The organism is Capillimicrobium parvum (assembly GCF_021172045.1).
Classification (GTDB): Bacteria; Actinomycetota; Thermoleophilia; order Solirubrobacterales; family Solirubrobacteraceae; genus Capillimicrobium; species Capillimicrobium parvum.
Map to the genome: position 1 here is coordinate 754,201 of NZ_CP087164.1, position 20,532 is coordinate 774,732.

The window sequence follows — 20,532 nt, forward strand, 5'->3', positions numbered from 1 at the left end:
GTCCACACGGCGGTGACGTAGAAGTTGCCGGACACCCGGGCGCCGCGGCGCCCGCCGGGTGACACGGAAGAGCGGAGGAGGGGACAGATGAGCAGCGCCACCCACGCCGAACCGGCGAGCGCAGCGCAGGGAACGCCCAGACCGGACGGCCGGCGCTACATGGTCGACATCGACATCGGCGGCACGCTGACCGACGGCTTGTTCTCCGACGGCGAGAGCGTCACCGCCGTCAAGGTCGACACGACGCCGCACGACTTCACCGTCTGCTTCTTCGAGTGCCTGCGCGAGGGCGCTCGCCAGCTCGGCCACGACGATCTCAAGGCCTTCCTGACCGAGGTCGCGGTCATCCGCTGGTCCGCCACGATCGCCACCAACATCATCGCCGAGGGCAAGGGCCCGCGCATCGGCCTGCTCGTCAGCGCGGGCACCGGCCCGGAGCTGTACGGCACGGGCGAGAGCCGGGCCGTCGGTCGGTTGATCGCGCCCGAGAACATCGTCGAGCTGCCCGAGGACCGTTCCGAGCGCGACACGCTCGCCGCGATCCGCGCCCTGTTGGAGAAGGGGGTCCGGCGCATCGCGGTGAGCACGCGCGGCGGCTTCGACGACGCGAGCGCCGAGCTGGCGGTCCGGCGACTCGTCGACGAGAGCTTCCCCGATCACTACCTGGGCGCGGTTCCGCTGGTGCTCGGCAGCGAGATCTGCCATCACCCGGACGACCAGACCCGCACGCACATGGCGCTCGTCAACGCCTACGTCCACACGCCGCTGGCCGTCGCCCTGTTCCAGGCGGAGGACAAGCTGCTGGGCGAGTACGGCTACCGGCGGCCCGTGTACATCGCGCACGTCAACGGCGGCGTCGCCCGCGTGGCCAAGACCAAGGCGGTCGACACGGCCGAGTCGAGCCCCTTCTTCGGCCTGAAGGCGTGCGCCTGGTGGTCGCGCCTGTACGGCCACGACAAGATCCTCGCGCTCGACGTCGGCGGGACGACGGCCAAGCTCGGCATCGTCCACGACGGGCAGCCCGTGACGATCGACCAGGGCGACCTGCTCGGGGTTCCGCTCAAGACCCCCTGGACGCTGCTGCGCTCCGCCGCGGTCGGCGGCGGATCGGTCGCCAGGGCCGGCGACGGCGCGGTGCGGCTGGGGCCCGACAGCCAGGGGGCGTTCCCCGGGCCGGCGTGCTACGACCTGGGCGGCCGCGAGGCGACGCTCACCGATGCCTTCCTCGCCCTGGGCATGCTGAACGCCGAGCGCTTCCTGGGCGGGCGCCGAGCCCTGCGCGTCGACCTCGCCGAGGAGGCGCTGCAGCGCGCGGTGGCGCAGCCGCTCGGCATCGACGTCGGTACGGCGGCGGAGCGGATCGTCGATCGAGGCGTGGAGATCGTCTGCGCGGTCGCCGCGGAGACGCTCGAACTGGCCGGGCTCGACGCCGACGGCCTGCGCCTGTACTGCTTCGGGGGCAACGGCGGCAACTTCGCCGCCCGCGTCGCCGGCCGGCTCGGGATCGGCGAGGCCTACGCCTTCTCGCTCGGGCCCGTCCTCAGCGCGTTCGGATCCTCGGTCTCCGAGATCTGCCACGTGCGCGAGGAGTGGCCGTTCGCGGCGCTCGGGAGCGAAGCTCGCGAGACGGTGCCGGCCATCGTGCAGCGCGGTGTGGACCAGGTGACCCGCGACCTCCAGGGCGAGCAGCTCTCCACCGACGACGCTCGATTCTCGTGCGAGATCACGATCACCCAGGACGGGCGCACCGAGCAGTACGAGCTCGCCGCCGACCCGGCGGAGGCCACGGCGCTGTTCGAGCGTCTGGGCGACCGGACCGGCGTCGTGGAGCGCGTCGCGATCCGCGGGCTCTCGCCGGTGCCGACCTACCACCCGACGCCGGCCCCCGAGGCCGGCGAGCACCCCGCCCGGCCGGCTGGACGACGCCGGATCGACGGGGCCGACGGCGAGGTGCTGGTCTGGGAGCAGCTCGATCCCGGCAGCGTCGGGCAGGGACCGGCCGTCCTCGAGTCGGAGACCAACAGCTGCACCGTTCCCGCCGGTTGGACGGTGCGCATAGACCGCTTCGCCAACGCGATCCTGCAGCCCGCAGGCCAGTAGGGGGCCCTCCTCGATGACGCGCATCCGAATCACCGAGTACCTGGACCTCGAGCTCGAGGGCGAGCGCTGGCGCTGCCACGTCTGCGAGCAGGACCTCGGCTCCGCCCGGGCCAACTACAAGGAGGCCTGCCGGGTCAACCAGCGCGACCCGCGCGAGGTCCACCAGCCGCTGATCGACGCGGAGTACTCGTTCGCGCCCGATCCCGACTGGGTGCGGATCGTGGAGTTCCACTGTCCCGGCTGCTTCACCCAGATCGAGACCGAGTACCTGCCGCCGGGCCATCCGATCACCCACGACATCGAGATCGACATCGACCGGCTGCGCCAGCGGCTGAAGGCCCAGGAGCTCGAGGTCCGTGACCAGCGCCTGGCCGTGAAGGGGGCATGAGGATGGCCACGACCGCACAGCCGCGCAACACGATCGACGTCGACGTGGGCGGCACGTTCACGGATCTGGTCCTCACGCTCGACGGCGACACGAGCTACCGCAAGGTTCCGACCACGCCCTACGACCTGAGCGTCGGGTTCATGCAGGTGGTCGGCGAGGCCGCCACCGAGGCCGGCCTCTCGCTCGAAGAGCTCGTCAGCCAGCTCGACACGGTGCGCTACTCGACGACGGTGGCGATGAACCGGCTCCTGGAGCGCAGCGGACCGCGTGTGGCGCTGATCACGACCGAGGGCCACGAGGACGCGACGCTGATCGGCAAGGGCGCGCAGTGGATCGACGGCACGCGACTCGACGAGCGCCGGGCGCTGCCCCATCAGGACAAGCCGCAGCCGATCGTGCCGCGGGACCTCATCGTGGGCGTCAAGGAGCGCATCGACGGCCGCGGCGCCGTGCTGCGCCCGCTCGACGAGGACGACGTGCGCGCGAAGGTGCGCCGGCTCGTCGATCGCGGGGCCCGGGCCTTCGTCGTCTCGCTGCTCTGGGCGTTCGTCAATCCCGACCACGAGCGCCGCGTCAAGCAGATCATCCGCGAGGAGTACCGCGACTACCACGTCGGCTACCTGCCGGTCATCCTGGCCAGCGAGGTCGTCGCGCGCCTGGGCGAGTACGGGCGCACCAACACGGCGATCCTCGACGCCTACCTGCAGCGCTCGATGCAGATCGAGCTCAGCGGGACCTGGGACAAGCTGCGCGAGTCCGGGTATCGCGGGCCGTTCTTCATGATCCACAACACCGGCGGCTGTGCGGACCTCTTCAAGACGACGGCGAGCCGCACGTACAACGGCGGCCCGATCGCGGGGCTCATCGGGGCCCGCAACATCTCGCGCGTGCTCGGCGCGCCGAACGTGGTGACCGCCGACGTCGGCGGTACGTCCTTCGACATCGGCCTGGTGGTCGGCGACTCGGTGCGCAACTACGAGTTCAACCCGGTCATCGACCGCTGGATGGTCTCGACGACGATGCTGCAGTCGCTGTCGATCGGGGCGGGGGGCGGCTCGATCGCCTGGATCAACCGCAGCCTCGGCGACCGCCTCGAGGTCGGGCCGCAGAGCGCGGGCTCGTATCCGGGCCCGGTCGCGTACAACCTGGGCGGCACGCAGCCGACCGTCACGGACGCCAACCTCGTGCTCGGGTACCTGAGCCCGGACGCGTTCTTCGGCGGCCGCATGCAGCTCGACCGGGAGGCGGCGGAGCGGGCGATCCGCGAGCAGATCGCCGAGCCGCTGGGTCTGCAGACCGTCGAGGCGGCCGCACTGATCCGCCGCATCATCGACGACAAGATGGCGTCGGCCATCCGCAAGGAGGTCACGCTGCGCGGCTACCGGCCGTCGGACTTCGTGATCTTCGCGTTCGGCGGCGGCGGCCCGACGCACGTCGCCGGGTACTCGGGCGAGATCCCGCGCGCGGTGATGTTCCCGTTCTCGCCGGTGTTCTGCGCCTACGGCTCCTCGATCATGGACGTCGTGCACCTCTATGAGCGTTCGCAGCGGATGCTGCTGCTCGAGCCGATCAACGGTGCCGCCACGGACGACTACGAGCGCTTCAACGCGATGGTCCGCGACATGATGGAGGAGGCGCGGCGGGAGGTCGAGTCCGAAGGGCTCGACTGGGCGGACGCCACGGTGAGCCTCGAGCTCGACATGCTGTACGGCGGCCAGATCAACTCCAAGCGCGCATCGAGCCCGCTGCTGTTCATCGAGTCCGAGCAGGATGTGCGCCAGGTCTACGAGCGCTTCGAGCAAGAGTTCAGCGAAGCGTTCAGCCCGCTGGCCGTCAACGTGCCGGGCGGCGTGTACATCGACACGTTCGTGCTGCGCGTCTCGATCCCCGGCCAGCAGCTCGACCTGCCGCGCCTCGCGCTCGAGGGCGAGGATCCGTCGCCCGCGCAGCGCGGAACCCGTGACGTGTACTGGCCGGAGGCGGGCGCCTGGCAGAGCACGCCGATCTACGAGCTCGACGCGCTGCGGCCGGGCAATCGCATCCTCGGCCCCGCCATCGTCCAGGCGAGCTACACCACAGCGGTGATCCCGCCCGGACGCCGCTTCAGCATCGACGAACACGGCCTCGGGATCCTCGAGTCCGCGGCGACGAACTAGCGAGGAGCAGACATGCCAATCCCCACCGCGGACGAGAAGCTGGCCATGATCCGGCTCGCCCAGCCGGGCGAGGACGAGCTGCGTGCCGTCGCCACCCTGGCGCCGGGCGACTACGAGGTCGGCTTCCAGCGCACGAACGACATCCTCGACGAGGCCCTCGAGGTCTTCCAGCGCTCGTCGCGCAGCAGCATGGGCGTCGCCGGCGACGTCATGGTCGCCATCTTCTCGGCCACCGGCGACCTGGTGAACGCGGCCGCGGGGACATACCTCCACGCGATCATCCAGCCGATCATCATCAAGTACATCCTCGAGCACTACTCGGCGAACCCGGGCGTGCGCGACGGCGACATCTGGTTCGCCAACGATGCGCTCTACGGCGGGATCCACAACCCCGACCAGGTCGTGATCGTGCCGGTCTTCCACGAGGGACGGCTCATCGCCTGGGCCGGCGCCGCCAACCACACCACGGAGACCGGTGCGGTCGAGCCCGGCGGGATGCCCGTCTCGGCGACCAGCCGCTTTCACGAGGGGCTCAACCTGCCCCCGGTGAAGATCGGCGAGAATCACGTGCTGCGCGAGGACATGGTCGAGGTCTTCAACGCGTTCGGCATCCGCGCGCCGCAGATGATCGTGACGGACCTCAAGGCCCGCTGCACGGCGGCCGACCGCGTGCGGACGCGACTGCTGGAGGTGGCGGACAAGGATGGTCAGGACTTCGTCGTCGGCGTCCTGCGGCGCATGCTCGAGGTCGCCGAGGATGGCGCGCGCAAGCGCATCTCGTCGTGGCTGGACGGCCGCTATCGCTGCGTGACGTTCGCCGACGCACTGGGCACCGAGCACGGCCTGGTGCGCAACGCGAGCCTGACGCTGATCAAGGAGGGCGACGAGGTCACCCTGGACTTCACCGGCACGTCGCCGGAGAACCTGTCGCCGTATCAGGCGCACGTCCAGGCCGTCGTCGGCCACGTCGCCAACTACGTCTACTCGTACGTGTTCTACGACCTGCCGATCTCGAGCGCGACGTTCGCCCCGTTCGAGTTCGTCATCCCCAAGGGCACGGTGCTCAACCCCGACGACCGCGCCGCGACGAGCTGCTCGGTGATGGTGTGCACCGGCGTCATGAGCGCGTGCGCCAACGTGTTCGCGAAGATGATGTTCGCCAGCCAGGAGCACGACCGCGTCGCCGCGTCGGCCAGCAACGCCGGCAACGCCATGGTCATCGCCGGCCAGTCGCAGTGGGGCCTGCCGTTCGCCGACATGGTGGCCTACTCGATCAACACGGAGGGGATGGGCGGGCGCCCGGACCGCGCCGGGATGAACGCGTTCGGGTTCCCGTGGTGTCCGTTCGGCCGCGCCCCCGACGTCGAGCTCATGGAGAACGAGTTCCCGCTGCTGATCCCGCTGTCGCAGCACTGGATGGACAGCGCGGGCCCCGGCAAGCACCGCGGCGGCGTCGGCGCGGTGCAGCTGTGGATGGCCCATCAGTCGCCGCAGGTCCTGCTGATGGCGATCGCCGACAACAGCAAGCTGCAGACGCCGCAGCCGCTGTTCGGCGGCTACGGTCCCTGCACGGTGCCCGGGATCGGCATCCGCTCCCCGCGCCTGCTGGAGAAGCTGGCGGCGGGCGACCCCATCGACCTCGACTTCCGCTCCGTGATCGAGGGGCGCACGATCGACGGCCAGTGGGAGGTGGAGTTCATGGGACGCTCGATCCGGCCGTACGACGAGGGCGACGTGATGGCCTTCGGTTTCTCGGCGGGCGGCGCCGGATACGGCGACCCGCTGGAGGCCGACCCGCACCAGGTCGCCCGCGACTTCACCGACGGGCTCATCTCGGCGTGGACGATGCGCGAGATCTACAAGGTCGCCTTCGACGAGCGCCAGCAGGAGGCGCTGCCGGCCGAGACCGAGCGGCTGCGCCAGGACGAGCGCGAGGCACGCCGGGCACGCGACAGCGACTGGGCGACGTTCCTGGCGGAGTGGGAGCAGCTCTCGCCACCGGCGGAGCTGCTGACCTGGTTCGGCTCCTGGCCCGACGGGATCGCCGCCCAGCCGGTCATGCGGATGTAGCGGTGACGTCGCTGACCGAGATCCTCGACGGGCGTGCGCCCGACCGGCCGCTCGTCGCGCCGCTGTTCGCGACGCTGGCGGCCGAGGTCGAGGGGCTCGACCGGCAGGCCTTCCTCGCCGATGCGGGCAAGCGCGCGCGGCTGCTGGCCGAGCTGGCCGGCGCCATTCCGGTCGACGTCCTGATCGCCGACTCCGGCAGCGGCTGGGACGCCCGGGCCGCCGGCCTGGCCGTCGACTCGAGCGCCGCGGGCCCGCCGGCGCTGGGCCCGGGCCCGGCACCGCCGCGCTTCGATCCGGCCCATCCCGCCGCCGCGACGGTGCTCGACGTCCTTCGCCGCCTGCCGGCGGTGGTCCCCGGCACCGCCCTGGGCGTCACGGTGACCGGTCCCGCGACGCTCGTGGCCGCGGCCGGCGGGGCGCTCGAGATCGAGGACGGCGCGCGGCAGGTGCTCGCCGTGGTGCAGGCGGTGACGCAGGCGGGCGCGAGCATCGTGGTGGTCCGGGAGGATCCGGCCGTGGACGTGGAGCCTGAACGCTATGTGCGGGCGGCCGCGCCGGTATGGGGATCGCTGCGCTTCTTCCGCGCCGCAGGGGTGCTCCACGTGCGTGGCGAGGCCGGTCGAGCATGGTCGGCCGTGCTCGCCGGGCCGGGCCCGTACGTGTCGTGCTTCGATCGCGTCGCGTCGCCGGCGCTGGTGGAGGCGACGGTGGCGGCCGCGCGCCCGTTCGGGTTGATCGTGCCTGCAGATCCGCAGGCCGCCGGGATGCCGGAGCACCTGCCGGGGACCGCACTGCTCATCCACGACGAGGACCTCGCGGGCCGGATCGCCGTCCGGGATCTGCGCTCCGCGGTCGCCCGCATGACGGCGACCTGATCCGGTGCGGAATCCGACAACGCTTCATCCGCGCTTGCGCTCATCCGGCAACCTCCGCGCCGGGGCGGTTCGGGACAATCGCCCGAGAGGAGAGCCGGAGCCTGATCCGGCGCACGCTGCACCCCTCCGGGGTCGCCCCGACACCCGGCGCATACATCCATCCGCAGCACGTCGATAGGAGTCGACATGACCACACGCGCACGTCAGTTCTTCGCGTTGCCGACCTGGGCTCCGCTGTATCAGGGTGGGCCGTGGACGTTCGCCGGCACCGCGTGTGTCGCGGCGTTGCTGCGGCTGCCGGAGGGCACGGCCCGGCGGTTGGTGCCCGAGCCGCTGGAGCCGCTTGACGATCTGTTGTCGGTGACCTGGATGCATGCCGCCGACGTCAACGGCTACAAGGACATGCGGCTCGTCGACATGAACCTGCCGGTCGAGTTCGACGGGACGCTCGGACGGCATTCGACCCTCGAGTACATCGACAGCGTCTGGGGCATGTCGATCGGGCGTGAGATCTGGTCGTATCCGAAGAAGACCGGGGCGATCGTCTGGCGGGAGTCCGACGAGGGCATCCACCTCGAGTGCCGCCCCACCGACAAGCTGTCGGCGGACGCGCCGGCCGGCAGTTCCCTCCTCGAGATGGACTTCCGCTTCGGAGATCCCGAGGCGGAGGCGGGCGCGGACTGGCCGCAGCAGTTCGGCATTCCCGACGACGCGCCGTACCTGCAGGTCCGCCAGGTGCCGGCCCAGGACGGGAAGTCCGCGCGTGCGGAGGTGATCCGCGTCGGGATCACCTTCGGCCAGTTCCACGAGAGCCGTGCGGGGACCGCCGCCACGCTGCGGGTCCACGACGGCCCGGAGGATCCGCTGGCGTCCGCGCTGGGGGCGGTCGAGGTCCTCGGCGCGCGCCTGGATCGGTTGGACTTCGACTTCGCGCCGGACGGTGACGCCGGAACCGTGATCGGCTCCGTCGACATCCAGTGAGCACCGTGACCGTCGTGCCGATCCTGCAGAACTTCATTGATGGTGAGTTTGTCGATTCGGTGGAGGGGGCGACGTCGTCGGTGATCGACCCGGCGACGGGGCGGGAGATCGCGCGGGCGCCGGACTCGACGGCGGAGGACGTCGATCGGGCGGTGGCGGCGGCGCGGCGGGCGTTTGCGGGGTTTGGGTCGTCGACGCCGCAGGAGCGGTCGTTGATGTTGTTGCGGTTGGCCGATGCGCTCGAGGCGCATGGTGAGGAGATCGCTGAGCTTGAGGCGCGTAATGCGGGCAAGCCGTTGCAGGCGGTCCGGGATGATGAGCTCCCGGCGATGGTGGATCCGTTGCGGTTCTTTGCGGGGGCGGCGCGGGTGATGGAGGGCCGGGCGGCGGGCGAGTACCTGCCGGGGTTCACGTCGATGATCCGGCGTGAGCCGGCGGGGGTGGTGGGGCAGATCGCGCCGTGGAACTACCCGTTGATGATGGCGGTCTGGAAGATCGGGCCGGCGTTGGCGGCGGGCTGTCCGGTCGTGCTCAAGCCGGCGCCGTCGACGCCGGTGACCGCGCTCAAGCTGGCCGAGCTGGCGGCCGGGATCCTGCCGGCGGGGGTGTTGAACGTGGTGGCGGGCGGCGATGAGACCGGCCGGGCGCTGGTCGAGCACCCGGGGGTCGACATGGTGTCGTTGACCGGGTCGGTGGAGACGGGCAAGTGGATCGCCGAGCACGCGGCGCGGACGCTCAAGCGGGTGCATCTCGAGCTTGGCGGCAAGGCGCCGGTCATCGTCTTCGATGACGTCGATCTGGGGGCGACGCTGGAGGCGATCGCCGGGTTCGGCTACTACAACGCCGGCCAGGACTGCACCGCGTCGACGCGGGTGCTCGCCGTCGGCGGGGTCTATGACGCGGTCGTCAGCGGGCTTGCGGCGCAGGCGCAGGGCTATGTCATGGGCGACACGATGGCCCCGGACACGACGCTGGGGCCGCTGTCGTCGGCGCGCCAGCGCGAGCGGGTGGCCGGGTTTCTGGAGCGCCGGCCCGACCGGGCCGAGGTCGTCACCGGCGGTCGCCGGCCCGACCGGCCCGGCTTCTTTCTCGAGCCGACCGTGGTCGCCAACCTCGAGCAGGACGACGAGATGATCCAGCGCGAGATCTTCGGGCCGGTCATCACCGTGCAGCGCTTCAGCGACGAACAGGAGGCGATCACGTGGGCCAACGGCACGCCCTACGGCCTGGCCTCCTCGGTGTGGACACGCGACATCGCCCGCGCCCTGCGCGTGTCGAAGGCCCTGCGCTTCGGCGCGGTCTGGATCAACAACCACGGCGCCCTGGCCAGCGAGATGCCCCACGGCGGCTTCAAGCACAGCGGCTACGGCAAGGACCTCTCCATGTACTCCCTCGAGGACTACACCATCGTCAAACACGTCATGGCCAGCCTGGACTGAACTCTCTGACGCTCCGAGGGCTCATTTCCGCGGCGGGCCCCCGCCCGTCGATCTCAGTTGACGGGGACGAACGTCGCCGGCACCAGCGTCGCCGCGAACCTCGAGAGCGGATCGGGTCGCCGGCCGGCGTCCTCCAGGCGCTCCTTGCGGACGATGCCGGTGTGCACGAGCCGCCCGCCGACGAAGCGGATCGGCTCCGGCGGCAGCACCGGGTTCGGTCGCAGCGAGTCCGACACGGCCGCCCACTCGTCCGGCAGCTCCAGCGCGAGGGCGGCGAGGACGCGGCCGCCGAGGTAGCTGGGCGCGACGCCGTTTCCCGAGTAGCCGCCGCCGAACAGGACATTGCGCGCAGCGCTGAGCCGACCGAAGTACGGCAGGCCGTTCGCGGAGCGGTCGACGCCGCCCGTCCACACGCTGTCGATCGCGGCGCCCGCCAGCCCTGGGTAGAGGCGGTGGAGGCTCGAGGTCAGCTCTCGGCGGCGCCGCTGGGAGACGGGCCCGGTCTGACGTGCCGTGAGGTGCCCGCCGAAGGCCAGGATCCCGCTCGTCTTGCCGAACACGAGGCGTCCGTCGACGGTGCTGCGGTAGTAGATCGGCAGCAGGCGCGAGTCCGAGATGCTGACGCCGTCGTCCACTCCCAGCGCCGCGAGCTCGCCCGCGATCGGGACGGTCGCGAGCACGTCGCTGGAGACGACGAACACCGCCCGCCGCAGCTCGCGCACCTGAGCGAGGCCGCAGTGGGTCGCGAGCACGAGCTTGTCGGCCCGCACGGAGCCGTTCCCGGTGCGAACCGTCGCCGGGCTCGTGCGCGTGAACGAGGTCATCCTCGTGTGCTCGTGGATCCGGATGCCGCGAGCGAGCGCAGCCGCCCGCAGCCCGCGCGCGAGGCGGGCCGGGTGCAACGAGGCGGGGCCGTCCTCGAACGCTCCGCCCAGCACGGCGTCGGAGCCGGTCCGGCGCCGCGCCTCCTGCGCGTCGAGCAGCTCGAACGGCGAATCCGCGACGGCGGCCCCGACCGTCTGGACCGTCTTCTCCCACGCGCCCATCTGCGCCGAGTTGGACGCCGCCCACACCCAGCCTCCAGCACGGAACTGCGCGTCGATGCCCTCTGCGGCACAGAACGCCTGGATCGCGGAGATCGAGCTCCTCGCCAGATCTGCGAGCCGTATCGCCTCCTCCGTGCCGCAGACCTCCACGAGCTTGTCGAACTTCGACCACCAGGACATCGCGAAGCCGCCGTTGCGCCCGCTGGCTGCTCCGCCGCAGATGTCGGCCTCGAGCAGGACGACGCTCGTCGAGGGCGCCTGGTCGTGGATCTGGATCGCGGTCCACAGGCCCGTGAAGCCGCCTCCGACGATGCAGACGTCCGCATCGACGTGACCTTCGAGGGGCGGGCACTCGGCCGCGGGGACGCCGCCGAGCGCATCCCTGAGCCAGTAGCAGTCCGTCGTTGCTCCGTCCCGGAGCCCGCGTGTGTCGATCTGGGTCATCTCGCTCGTTTGGCCGTTGGATCTCGCACGAGTACACACGACGGGCCGACGGTCGCCAATGCAACGATCGATCCAGCTCTGCGATGGACCTGTACGTCGGTATGAAGTCATCCCCACGATGGTCGCCCCAGCCGTCGACGTCCGGGACCTCCCATGACCGTGCGCGCGTGCGGCGTCGGGAACGAGCGGCGCCACGACTTCAGTCGATTGTCTGATTGCCGCGGGCTCACGCACACTCGTGTCAGATCGTTTCGAGGACGCGCCGTCCGCGGCGCCGGGTGAGGGGAGGTCACGATTGCGCACGGATCACGAGGTCATCGCCGTCGGAGGCGCGGACCCGCCCCGTCGTGAGGCCGTACAGAATCCGACAACGCCGCATGCCGGCATGCGCTCATCCGGCAACGTCCGCGCCGTGAGCGTTGGCGACAATCGCCGCGAGGAGAGGGGCCGGTCTCACCGGCACGGGGCTTCACCGCCTCCCGGAGCGTCCCGCGCGGCGGCTGCCGGCTTCATTCGCGAGCAACGTCCACAGGAGTCGACATGACCACACGCGCACGTCAGTGCTTCCCGCTGCCGATCGGGGCTCCGTTGTTCCCGAGCCCTCCCTCGGCGTTCCGAGAGGTCACCTGCGTCGGTGCGCTGCTGCGTCTGCCGGAGGGCGTCGCCCGGCAGCTCGTCGCGGAACCGCTCGAGCCGCTCGACGACCTCCTGTACGTGAACTGGATGTACGCGGGCGACGTGGACGGCTACAAGGACATGCACATCATCGACATGACCGTCCCGGTCGAGTACGAAGGAACGGTCGGACGGCATTGCGCGCTCGAGTACATCGACTGCGTGTGGGGCATGTCCATCGGGCGCGAGCTCTGGTCGTTCCCGAAGAAGACCGGCGCGATCGTCTGGGAGGAGTCCGACGACGGCATCCACCTCGAGTGCCGTCCGGTCGACAGGCTGACCGTGGGCGCGCCGGAGGAGAGCCTGATCGTCGAGATGGACTTCCGGTTCGGCGACGCGGATGCCGAGGCCGGCGCGGACTGGCCGCAGCAGTTCGGCGTTGCCGACGAGGCGCCGTACCTGCAGGTGCGGCAGGTGATGGCCGAGGACCGGACGTCCGCGCGGGCCGAGGTCGTCCGGGTCGGGATGTCCTACGGCGAGTTCCATGAGAGCCGCGCGGGAACCGGCACGCTGCAGGTCCAGGACGGCCCGCAGGATCCGGTGGCGTCGATGCTGGGCCGGGTCGAGGTCCTCGGCGCGCGGATGGACCGCATGGAGTTCGACTTCGCGCCGGACGACGACGCCGGAAGCGTGATCGGCTCGGTCGAGATCGCCGCTGAGCAGGGCCGAAGCTGATGGACGCCGGAACCGAGGCCGTGGGCGCGCAGCCGGTGCTGCGCATCCTCGGCGTCGAGAAGACGTTCGGGGCCACGGTCGCGCTCGGCGGCGTGTCGTTCGACCTGGCGCGAGGGTCCGTCCACGCTCTGCTAGGCGGCAACGGGTCGGGCAAGTCGACCATGATCAAGATCCTCGCCGGTGTCTACCACGCCGACGCGGGCGAGCTCGAGCTTCAGGGCGCGCGCCTCGACGCGCGGGCCATGACCCCGGCGCGGGCCCATGCGGCGGGCCTGCGCTTCGTGCACCAGCAGCAGTCGACGTTTCCGGAGATGACGGTCGCCGAGAACCTCGCGATCGGCCACGGGTTCGACACGGACGGGCTCTCGCGGATCCGCTGGCGCGCGCTGCGCCGGCGCGCCCGCGAGATCCTGGACCGGTACGGGATCGACGCCGACCCGCGCACGGAGCTCGGCCGGCTGAGTCCGGCCAGCCAGGCGATGGTCGCCATCGCGCGCGCGCTGCAGGACCAGGACGGCGAGCACGAGGGCGTGCTGGTGCTCGACGAGCCGACGGCGTCGCTGCCGGCCGGCGAGGTGGAGCTGCTGCTGTCGGCGATCAAGCGCTATGCGGCCGCGGGCCAGGCGATCCTGTTCGTGACGCATCGCCTCGAGGAGGTCCTTCGCGCGGCCGACCGCGCGACCGTGCTGCGCGACGGCCAGGTGGTGACCACCGTGGAGCGGGCGCAGATGGACCACGGGTCGCTCGTCGAGCTGATCATGGGGCGCCGCGTCGAGCAGGCGCTGACGGAGATCCACCCCGTGGGCGGCCGCGGACAGGTGGTCATGCGCGCGCAGGGCCTGGCGGGCGGCCCGATCCAGGAGGTGAGCTTCGCCGCGTCCGCCGGCGAGATCGTGGGGCTCGCCGGCCTCCTCGGCTCGGGGCGGTCGTCGGTGCTGCGGATGCTGTTCGGTGCGGGCCCGGTCGAAGCCGGGGCGATCGAGCTGGACGGGCGCAGCGTGCGCTTCACGCAGCCGCGGCAGGCGATGGCCGCGGGCGTGGCGTACACGCCCGAGGACCGTCTGTCGGAGGCCGCGTTCGCGGACATGTCCGTGGCCGAGAACCTGGGGATCGCGACGACGGGGCGCTATTTCCGGCGTGGGCGACTGCGCCATCGCGCGGAGCGGCGCGACGCCCGGGCCCTGGCGGAGGCTTACCACGTCAAGGCCGCTTCGGTCGAGGCGCCGTTCTCCTCGATGTCGGGCGGCAACCAGCAGAAGGTCGTGCTCGCGAGGTGGATGCGTCGCGATCCCCGTCTGCTCCTGCTCGACGAGCCGACGCAGGGCGTCGACGTGGGCAGCCGCGCGGAGATCTGGCAGCTGGTGCGCGGTGCGGTCGAAGCTGGAGCGGCGGCGATCGTCGTCTCCTCGGACATGGAGGAGCTGCCCCGGGTCTGCGACCGCGTCCTCGTCCTGCGGGATGGCCGGATCGCCGCCGAGGTCGGCGGCGCCGAGCTGACCGAAGAACGTCTGAACCACCTGCTGCTGACCCCGGAGGTCACACGATGAACGTTGCTGCCGAGCAGGAGGCCGTGTCCTCCTCCTCCGGAGGTGCCGAGCGGACCCGGAGCCCGCGCCCCCGTGGGTCCTCGAGCCGTGTGCTCGGCTACCTCGAGGCGTACGCGATGGTCGGCCTGCTCGTCATCGTGGTGCTGTTCTTCTCGTTCTACTCCAAGACGGCCGACACGTTCCCCACGGCCGCCAACCTGCAGGCCACGATCAGCAACCAGGCGGTGATCGCCGTCATCGCCCTGGCCGCGCTGATACCGCTCGTGTGCAACCAGTGGGATCTGTCGGTGGGGGCGATCGCCGGCCTGTCGTCGGTGTTCGTGGCCAGCGCGCTCTCGACGGGCACCCCCGTCTGGGTCGGGATCCTCCTGGGCCTAGGGCTGGGGCTGCTCGTGGGCGGGTTCAACGCCTTGATCGTCACCCGGTTGCGGGTCAACGCGGTGATCGCCACGCTCGGGACCGCCACCATCCTCGAAGGCGTCGTCAACCAGAAGACCAACGGCCTTGCCGTCGTCAGCAACCTGCCGGCCAGCATCACGAACTTCGGCTCGGGCAACTGGCTGGGCATCCCGCGAACGGCCTACCTGCTCGCCATCGTGGCCCTGGTCGTCTACTACCTGCTCATCCATACGCCGGCGGGCCGCTATCTGTACGCGCTGGGATCGAACCCGAAGGGCGCGAGGCTCGTCGGACTGCAGACGCGGCTGTTGATCGCCGGCACGTTCATCGCCGCAGGTCTGCTGTCAGGACTCGCCGGCATCATGCAGGTCGCACGGGCCGGCGGCGCGGATCCCAACGTCGGGGCCGGGTTCACGCTGCCCGCGCTCGCGGCGGCGTTCCTGAGCGCCGCCGCCATCAAGCCCGGCCGGTACAACGTGGGCGGCACGCTGGTGGCCATCTTCTTCCTGGCCGCGCTCAACAGCGGCCTGAACCTCGCGGGTGCCGCCCCGTACGTCAACAGCTACGTCAACGGCGCCGCGCTGATCGTCGGCATCGGACTCGCGGCCAACCTCGGTCGCAAGCGAACCGGTGAGTCGGGCTGAGGCCCGGCGCGCCACAAGGAGGAGGATCGGACAATGCGTGCTGGTGGATCAAGGATCGCGCGAATCGCCGCGGTGATCGCGCTCGGCTCGTCGGTGGGCCTGGGGCTGGCGGCCTGCGGCAGCAGCGGCGACTCGTCCGGCGGCTCGTCGGGCACCAGTGCCACGGCACCGGCGTCGACGGCCACGACGACGACGGCGGGATCGGACGCGTCCGGAGCGTCGGAGTTCCAGACTGCGCTGGACAAGTACTACAAGGGCACGTACACCGAGCCGGCCGGCGATCCCGTGAAGCCGCCCGGCGGCAAGAACGTGTGGGTGGTGTCCGTCGGGCAGAACATCGAGACGAGCCAGAACGCGGCCGCCGCGATGAAGGAGGCCGGCAAGAAGCTCGGCTGGAAGGTGACCGTGGTCGACGGGAAGTTCGACCCGAACAGTCAGCTGCAGGGAGTGGAGCAGGCGATCGTTGCGGGGGCCGACGGGATCGTCGACCTGTACATCGACTGCGACACCATCAAGAGCGGCGTGGCCCGCGCGAAGAGCAAGGGCATTCCGGTGATCGGGATCGAGGCTCAGGACTGCAGTCCCGGGCTGTTCGCCGGAAGCGTCCTCTATGCGGGCGGGCAGTCCTTCCAGGACTGGATCAAGGAATGGGGCGTCGTGCAGGCCGACTGGACGGTCGCGAAGATGGGCGGCCAGGGCGAGGTCATCCTCGCGAACCAGAACGATGCGGTGACGCTGCAGCTCGAGGCGCAGGGCTCGCTGGAGGAGCTCAAGAAGTGCGCTGACTGCACCGTGAAGAAGTTCACGTTCACGGGCGCCGAGCTCGGTCCGAAGCTGCAGCAGAAGATCCAGCAGGCGCTGATCCAGTCTCCGAACGCGACCGGGTTCATCGCTCCGTACGACGCGGTGCTGACCAGCGGCGGGGCAAGCGCCCTGAAGGCGTCGGGACGGCTGCCGAAGATGTCCGTGATGGGCGGCGAGGGATCGACCGCCGGAATCCAGCTCATCCACGACAACGGCGGGATGGACGCCTGCGTCGGCCTGCCCACGGGCTGGGAGGGCTATGCCGCCTTCGACGGGCTGGCCCGCGCGTTTGCCGGCCAGGACCCGGTGAGCGCGGACTCCGGCATCGGCCTGCAGGTCTGCGACGCCGACCACAACCTGCCGCCGGCCGGCGAGGCGTACAAGCCGCCGATCGACTACAAGGCCGCGTACCACAAGCTGTGGGGCGTGGGCTAGGCGACGTGGTCGAGTGGGGGGCCGACCAGAGGGCGGCCCCCCGCGCCGGCTCACAGAGAGACGATGACGCGCATGGCGCCATGGCTCATGCTGACGTTGGCGATCTGCTCCGAGGTGATCGGGACCAGCGCGCTGCGGGCATCGGAGGGGTTCACCCGTCCGGTTCCGATCGCGGTCACGGCCGTCACCTACGCACTGTCCTTCTATCTCCTGGCGCTGGTCATGCGCCACCTCGACCTCTCGCTCACCTACGCGATCTGGTCGGGGGCCGGAACCGCCGCCATCGCCGCGGTCGGCGTGCTCTGGTTCGGCGAAGGGTTCGGTGCGGTCAAGGCGTTCGGCATCGCGCTCGTCATCGCCGGGGTGGTCGTCGTCAACCTCGCCGATCGGGCTCTCTAACGCTCGGCTACCGCTTCTCAATCGGCATGGCACCGACCTGATATGTCGAGTATCATTCGCCCATGGGATCTGTGAACTATGACTTCGACGGCGATGTCGTTCTCGTCACGGGCGCCGCTCGCGGCCTCGGACGCGACATCGCACTGGGCTTCGCCCGATCCGGCGCCAAGGTGGCGATCAACGACCTCGACGGTGCGGACGTCAGTGACGCCATCCCGTATGAGCTCGCGTCACGAGACGAGTTCCGGGCAACGCTGGCAGACGTCGAAGCGCTTGGCGCCGAGGCGATCGCCCTGCCCGGCGACGTCACGGTGGAGGCGGACGTCGAACGCGTCGTCGGTGAGGTGATCGACCGCTTCGGGCGGCTCGACATCCTCATCAACAACGCGGGCGTCGCGTCGTTCGCGAAGTCGTGGGAGATGACGGAGGCCCAGTGGGACGCGGTCGTGGACGCGGATCTCAAGGGCCCGTTCCTGTGCTCGAAGCATGCGGCGCGTCACATGATCACGCGGGACGGCGGGGGCCGGATCATCACGATCTCGTCGACGTCGGCGTTGGTCGGGATCCCCGATCAGGTCAACTACCAGTCGGCCAAGCACGGCGTCATCGGGCAGATCCGGACGCTCGCGCTCGAGCTGGCGCCGTATGGCGTCACCGTGAACACGATCTGCCCGACGGTCGTGTCGTCGCCTCTGCTCGACTTCGCGGTCGAGACGGGCAAGGCCTACTTCCAGGAGGTGGCTCGGCTCTGCGGCGCCTCCACCGTGTTCCCCGGGTTGGACAACCTGGAGCCGGAGGACGTCACGCATGCCGTTCAGTGGCTCGCCTCTGACGCCGCCCGCTACGTCACCGGCATCGCCCTTCCCGTCGACGGCGGGTTCACCTGTAAGTGAAAAACGACGCGCCGCCCCACGGCGCGTCCGGTGAGCTGACACAGACGGTGTCGGCATAGTTCGAGGTAAGAGCGGCATGGCAGCGAGCTGCCATGCCGACCATCGGCCGCGTGTGGGCCGCGTCGGGCAACTCCCATGTTCGATCTCGCGTGGCCGGCGACCCAGGGCCTGCGTGGCCGGCGACCCAGCGGCTGATCAGCGGACCCGAGCAGCGAGGCCGGCAGTCGACGCCAAGCGGCGAGCAGAAGCAGCACGGTGTGGTCGGCGACCTCGGTGGCCGGCTTCCGCGAGGATCGCTCGCTCGATCGTCAGATCAGGCGGGATCTCGTACCCGACCACGATCACGCGCGCGCTCATTGGGCCGTGTACCCGCCGTCCACGGTGATCGACGCGCCGGTCACCGGGCGCGCCTCGTCGCTGGCCAGATACGCGATCGCGGCCGCGACCTCATCGGGGTGGGCGAGCGTCCGAAGCGGGATCTTCTCCATCGCCGCTTCGATTGCCTCCTCTGACTGGCCTTGGAGCCAGTCCGACACCATCGCGGTGTCCGTGAGTCCCGGCGCGACGCAGTTCACCCTGATGCTGCGGGGCGCCAGCTCGACGGCCGCGGCGCGCGACAAGCCCTCCAGAGCGGCCTTCGAGGCGCCGTAGAAGGCGCTTCCCGGCACGCCGACCAGGGCGGTGCGCGACGTCACGTTCACGATCGATCCACCTCCGTCCATCGCCTTGGCGGCGGCCTGCAGCATCAGAACGGCGCCGAGCAGGTTGACCTCCAACACATGACGCATGTCGGCCTCGGCTGTCTGGAGGATCGGCACGCCGGCCAGGTCCACGCCGGCGTTGTTGACCAGCACATCGAGCCGTCCGAACACGTCGAGCGCCGTAGCGACGGCGGCCGCGGCCACTTCGCGGTCGCTGACGTCGCCGGCGACGAATGCCGCGCGATCTGCGCCGAGCTCGTCGACAAGGGCGTGGCCGGCATTCCTTCCGCGGGCGACCGCGACGACCCATGCCCCTTCGTCGACGAAACGCCGGCAGACGGCCGCGCCGATCCCGGCCGTGCCGCCGGTGACGATCGCCACGCGCCCTGCGAGCCGCTCGCTCTGCTGCCGGCTCACACCGGTGTCGTGGTCAGAGTCAATCTGACAGAAGACTCCCACCGTCTCCCGGGGAAGTCCATCAAACGGTCACGTGAACGGTCGGCGTGAACCGGACGGATGAACCAGATCCGCTACACCACTTCGGAGACCGACACCTCCGTCAGCAGGTCGTGCGCCTCGAGCGCCAGCCAGAGCTCAGGGATGTCTGCGTGCAGTCGAGGCGTCGCCCCCGTCAGCTCCTCGGCCCGGCGATCGGATGGAGCAGAGCGCGCGGTTCGTACGGCCGCACGAGTCGTGCTTCAGCGTGATGCCCCGGCCTCGAAGGCTTGGCGATGCGTGTCCTTCGAGCGCCGCGTGTGGCGGGCGATCACGTCTCTGACCGCGGCGCGGTCCTCGCGTTCGAAGGCGTCCACGAGCGCCTCGTGATCGGCGATGAGGCCGTCGTCGGCCTCGTCGGACCGGCGCAGGGTGCGTGCCATCATCGCCGGGATCGCCAGCGCGCGGTAGGCCTGCAGCGCCGTCCGGCCGCCGGCGATGCTCACGAGGTGCTCGTGGAATCGCGCGTTGGCGGCGGCGTACCGCTCCACGTCGACGAAGCGCCCGTCGCGGACCAGCGGGCGGGTCGCCTCCATCAGGCGCCGCAGCTCGTCGAGCTGCTCCCGGGAGACGCTGCCGACCGCCACCTCGGCCGCGCCCATCTCGATGAGACAGCGCGCGTCGAGCGCGTCGAGGACCGTGGTCAGCGAGATCGGGGCGAGGACGTACCCCCGGCCGGGGTCTCGCGCGATCATGCCCTCCGCCGCCAGCTTGGTGAGCGCGTGGTGGACGTGCCAGGGCTCGAGGCGCAGCTCGTCGGCGAGCAGCTGGACGTCGAGCGGCTCGCCGGGCGGGATGCGCCCGGTCAGCGCCCGGTCGCGCAGCTCGGCGTACGCCGCGTCGTCGGCCTCCACCTCGAGTCGCCCGAATCGTCCGCGGAAGTAGGCCAGCGGCGAGCCGCGGCGCGCCTCGGCCCGCTCCACCGCGCCGAACAACACCGAGTGGGTGCCGCCCTCGACGTCCTCGGTCACCCGGCATTCGAGGCACGCCAGCGCGTCCTGCAGCAGCGGGACGCCCGTCGAGCCCTCGGTCACGGCGAGGCCCGCGAACTTGTCGGCGTGCGGTGTGGCGAACCGCTCGGCGATGTGGCCGTGGTTCTCGCTGAGGATGTTGACCGCGAACACGCCGGCGCGGCTCACCGCCACCCGCGTGGGTGCGCTGCGGTTGAGGCAGGCGAGCAGCATCGGCGGGTCCATGGACAGCGAGCTCACCGCGCTGGCCGTCATGCCGTGCCGCTGTCCTCCGGCGACGGTGGTGATCACGGTGACGCCGCTGGCGAAGTGGCCGATCACGTCGCGAAAGACGTCGCGGTCGCAGGTGTGCGCGGGCGTGGTGCGTGGATCGGGCATGTCAGCTCGGCGTCGCA

General features: G+C 70.7%; 16 protein-coding genes. 13 read left to right on the forward strand and 3 right to left on the reverse strand.

Translation table 11 applies throughout. The features are described 5' to 3' along the window. Positions 1 to 87: 87 nt before the first annotated feature. From DSM104329_RS03750 to DSM104329_RS03780, 7 genes are all read left to right on the forward strand, one after another. Positions 88 to 2,100: a hydantoinase/oxoprolinase family protein gene (locus DSM104329_RS03750; protein WP_259314055.1), complete on the forward strand. Its 2,013-nt coding sequence runs from the start codon at positions 88 to 90 to the stop codon at positions 2,098 to 2,100. A gap of 13 nt (positions 2,101 to 2,113) precedes the next feature. Beyond that, positions 2,114 to 2,488, forward strand: coding sequence for an acetone carboxylase subunit gamma (locus DSM104329_RS03755; protein ID WP_259314056.1), 375 nt, complete (start codon positions 2,114 to 2,116; stop codon positions 2,486 to 2,488). 2 nt (positions 2,489 to 2,490) lie between these two features. Then, positions 2,491 to 4,644, forward strand: coding sequence for a hydantoinase/oxoprolinase family protein (locus DSM104329_RS03760; protein ID WP_259314057.1), 2,154 nt, complete (start codon positions 2,491 to 2,493; stop codon positions 4,642 to 4,644). A 12-nt stretch (positions 4,645 to 4,656) separates the two neighbouring features. Continuing rightward, a complete protein-coding gene (locus DSM104329_RS03765; RefSeq protein ID WP_268738864.1) occupies positions 4,657 to 6,714 on the forward strand; it encodes a hydantoinase B/oxoprolinase family protein in 2,058 nt (685 codons plus the stop codon). Positions 6,715 to 6,716: 2 nt separating this feature from the next. Then, positions 6,717 to 7,589: a hypothetical protein gene (locus DSM104329_RS03770; RefSeq protein WP_259314058.1), complete on the forward strand. Its 873-nt coding sequence runs from the start codon at positions 6,717 to 6,719 to the stop codon at positions 7,587 to 7,589. A 186-nt stretch (positions 7,590 to 7,775) separates the two neighbouring features. Further along, positions 7,776 to 8,570, forward strand: coding sequence for an acetoacetate decarboxylase family protein (locus DSM104329_RS03775; protein WP_259314059.1), 795 nt, complete (start codon positions 7,776 to 7,778; stop codon positions 8,568 to 8,570). Next, positions 8,567 to 10,009: a gamma-aminobutyraldehyde dehydrogenase gene (locus DSM104329_RS03780; protein WP_259314060.1), complete on the forward strand. Its 1,443-nt coding sequence runs from the start codon at positions 8,567 to 8,569 to the stop codon at positions 10,007 to 10,009. Before DSM104329_RS03775 ends, DSM104329_RS03780 begins: the two co-directional genes overlap by 4 nt. Positions 10,010 to 10,062: 53 nt before the next feature. Here the strand turns inward: DSM104329_RS03780 and DSM104329_RS03785 are convergent, their stop codons facing one another. Continuing rightward, positions 10,063 to 11,499: an NAD(P)/FAD-dependent oxidoreductase gene (locus DSM104329_RS03785; protein ID WP_259314061.1), complete on the reverse strand. Its 1,437-nt coding sequence runs from the start codon at positions 11,497 to 11,499 to the stop codon at positions 10,063 to 10,065. Positions 11,500 to 12,039: 540 nt separating this feature from the next. Between DSM104329_RS03785 and DSM104329_RS03790 the strand changes: the two genes are divergently transcribed. The 6 genes from DSM104329_RS03790 to DSM104329_RS03815 all read left to right on the forward strand — a co-directional run bounded on the left by DSM104329_RS03790 (position 12,040) and on the right by DSM104329_RS03815 (position 17,970). Further along, positions 12,040 to 12,849: an acetoacetate decarboxylase family protein gene (locus DSM104329_RS03790; RefSeq protein ID WP_259314062.1), complete on the forward strand. Its 810-nt coding sequence runs from the start codon at positions 12,040 to 12,042 to the stop codon at positions 12,847 to 12,849. Beyond that, positions 12,849 to 14,396, forward strand: a complete 1,548-nt coding sequence (locus DSM104329_RS03795) for a sugar ABC transporter ATP-binding protein (protein ID WP_259314063.1) — start codon at positions 12,849 to 12,851, stop codon at positions 14,394 to 14,396. Before DSM104329_RS03790 ends, DSM104329_RS03795 begins: the two co-directional genes overlap by 1 nt. Then, on the forward strand, positions 14,393 to 15,439 hold the full coding sequence (locus tag DSM104329_RS03800) for an ABC transporter permease (protein WP_259314064.1): 1,047 nt from the start codon (positions 14,393 to 14,395) through the stop codon (positions 15,437 to 15,439). The genes DSM104329_RS03795 and DSM104329_RS03800 overlap by 4 nt, the downstream gene beginning before the upstream one ends. A 72-nt stretch (positions 15,440 to 15,511) precedes the next feature. Then, positions 15,512 to 16,678: a sugar ABC transporter substrate-binding protein gene (locus DSM104329_RS03805; protein ID WP_259314065.1), complete on the forward strand. Its 1,167-nt coding sequence runs from the start codon at positions 15,512 to 15,514 to the stop codon at positions 16,676 to 16,678. A 72-nt stretch (positions 16,679 to 16,750) separates the two neighbouring features. After that, the gene (locus DSM104329_RS03810; RefSeq protein ID WP_259314066.1) at positions 16,751 to 17,077 is read left to right on the forward strand and encodes a DMT family transporter; all 327 of its coding nucleotides are present in this window, start codon (positions 16,751 to 16,753) and stop codon (positions 17,075 to 17,077) included. 62 nt (positions 17,078 to 17,139) lie between these two features. Next, complete coding sequence (locus DSM104329_RS03815; RefSeq protein WP_259314067.1) at positions 17,140 to 17,970, forward strand: SDR family oxidoreductase; 831 nt, start codon at positions 17,140 to 17,142, stop codon at positions 17,968 to 17,970. Between the two features lie 353 nt (positions 17,971 to 18,323). Here DSM104329_RS03815 and DSM104329_RS03820 read toward each other — a convergent pair whose 3' ends face one another. Further along, positions 18,324 to 19,088 carry an SDR family NAD(P)-dependent oxidoreductase gene (locus tag DSM104329_RS03820; protein WP_259314068.1) on the reverse strand — a complete coding sequence of 255 codons (765 nt, stop codon included), beginning with the start codon at positions 19,086 to 19,088 and terminating at the stop codon, positions 18,324 to 18,326. A gap of 281 nt (positions 19,089 to 19,369) precedes the next feature. Beyond that, positions 19,370 to 20,515 carry a flavin reductase gene (locus DSM104329_RS03825; protein WP_259314069.1) on the reverse strand — a complete coding sequence of 382 codons (1,146 nt, stop codon included), beginning with the start codon at positions 20,513 to 20,515 and terminating at the stop codon, positions 19,370 to 19,372. Positions 20,516 to 20,532: the final 17 nt, after the last annotated feature.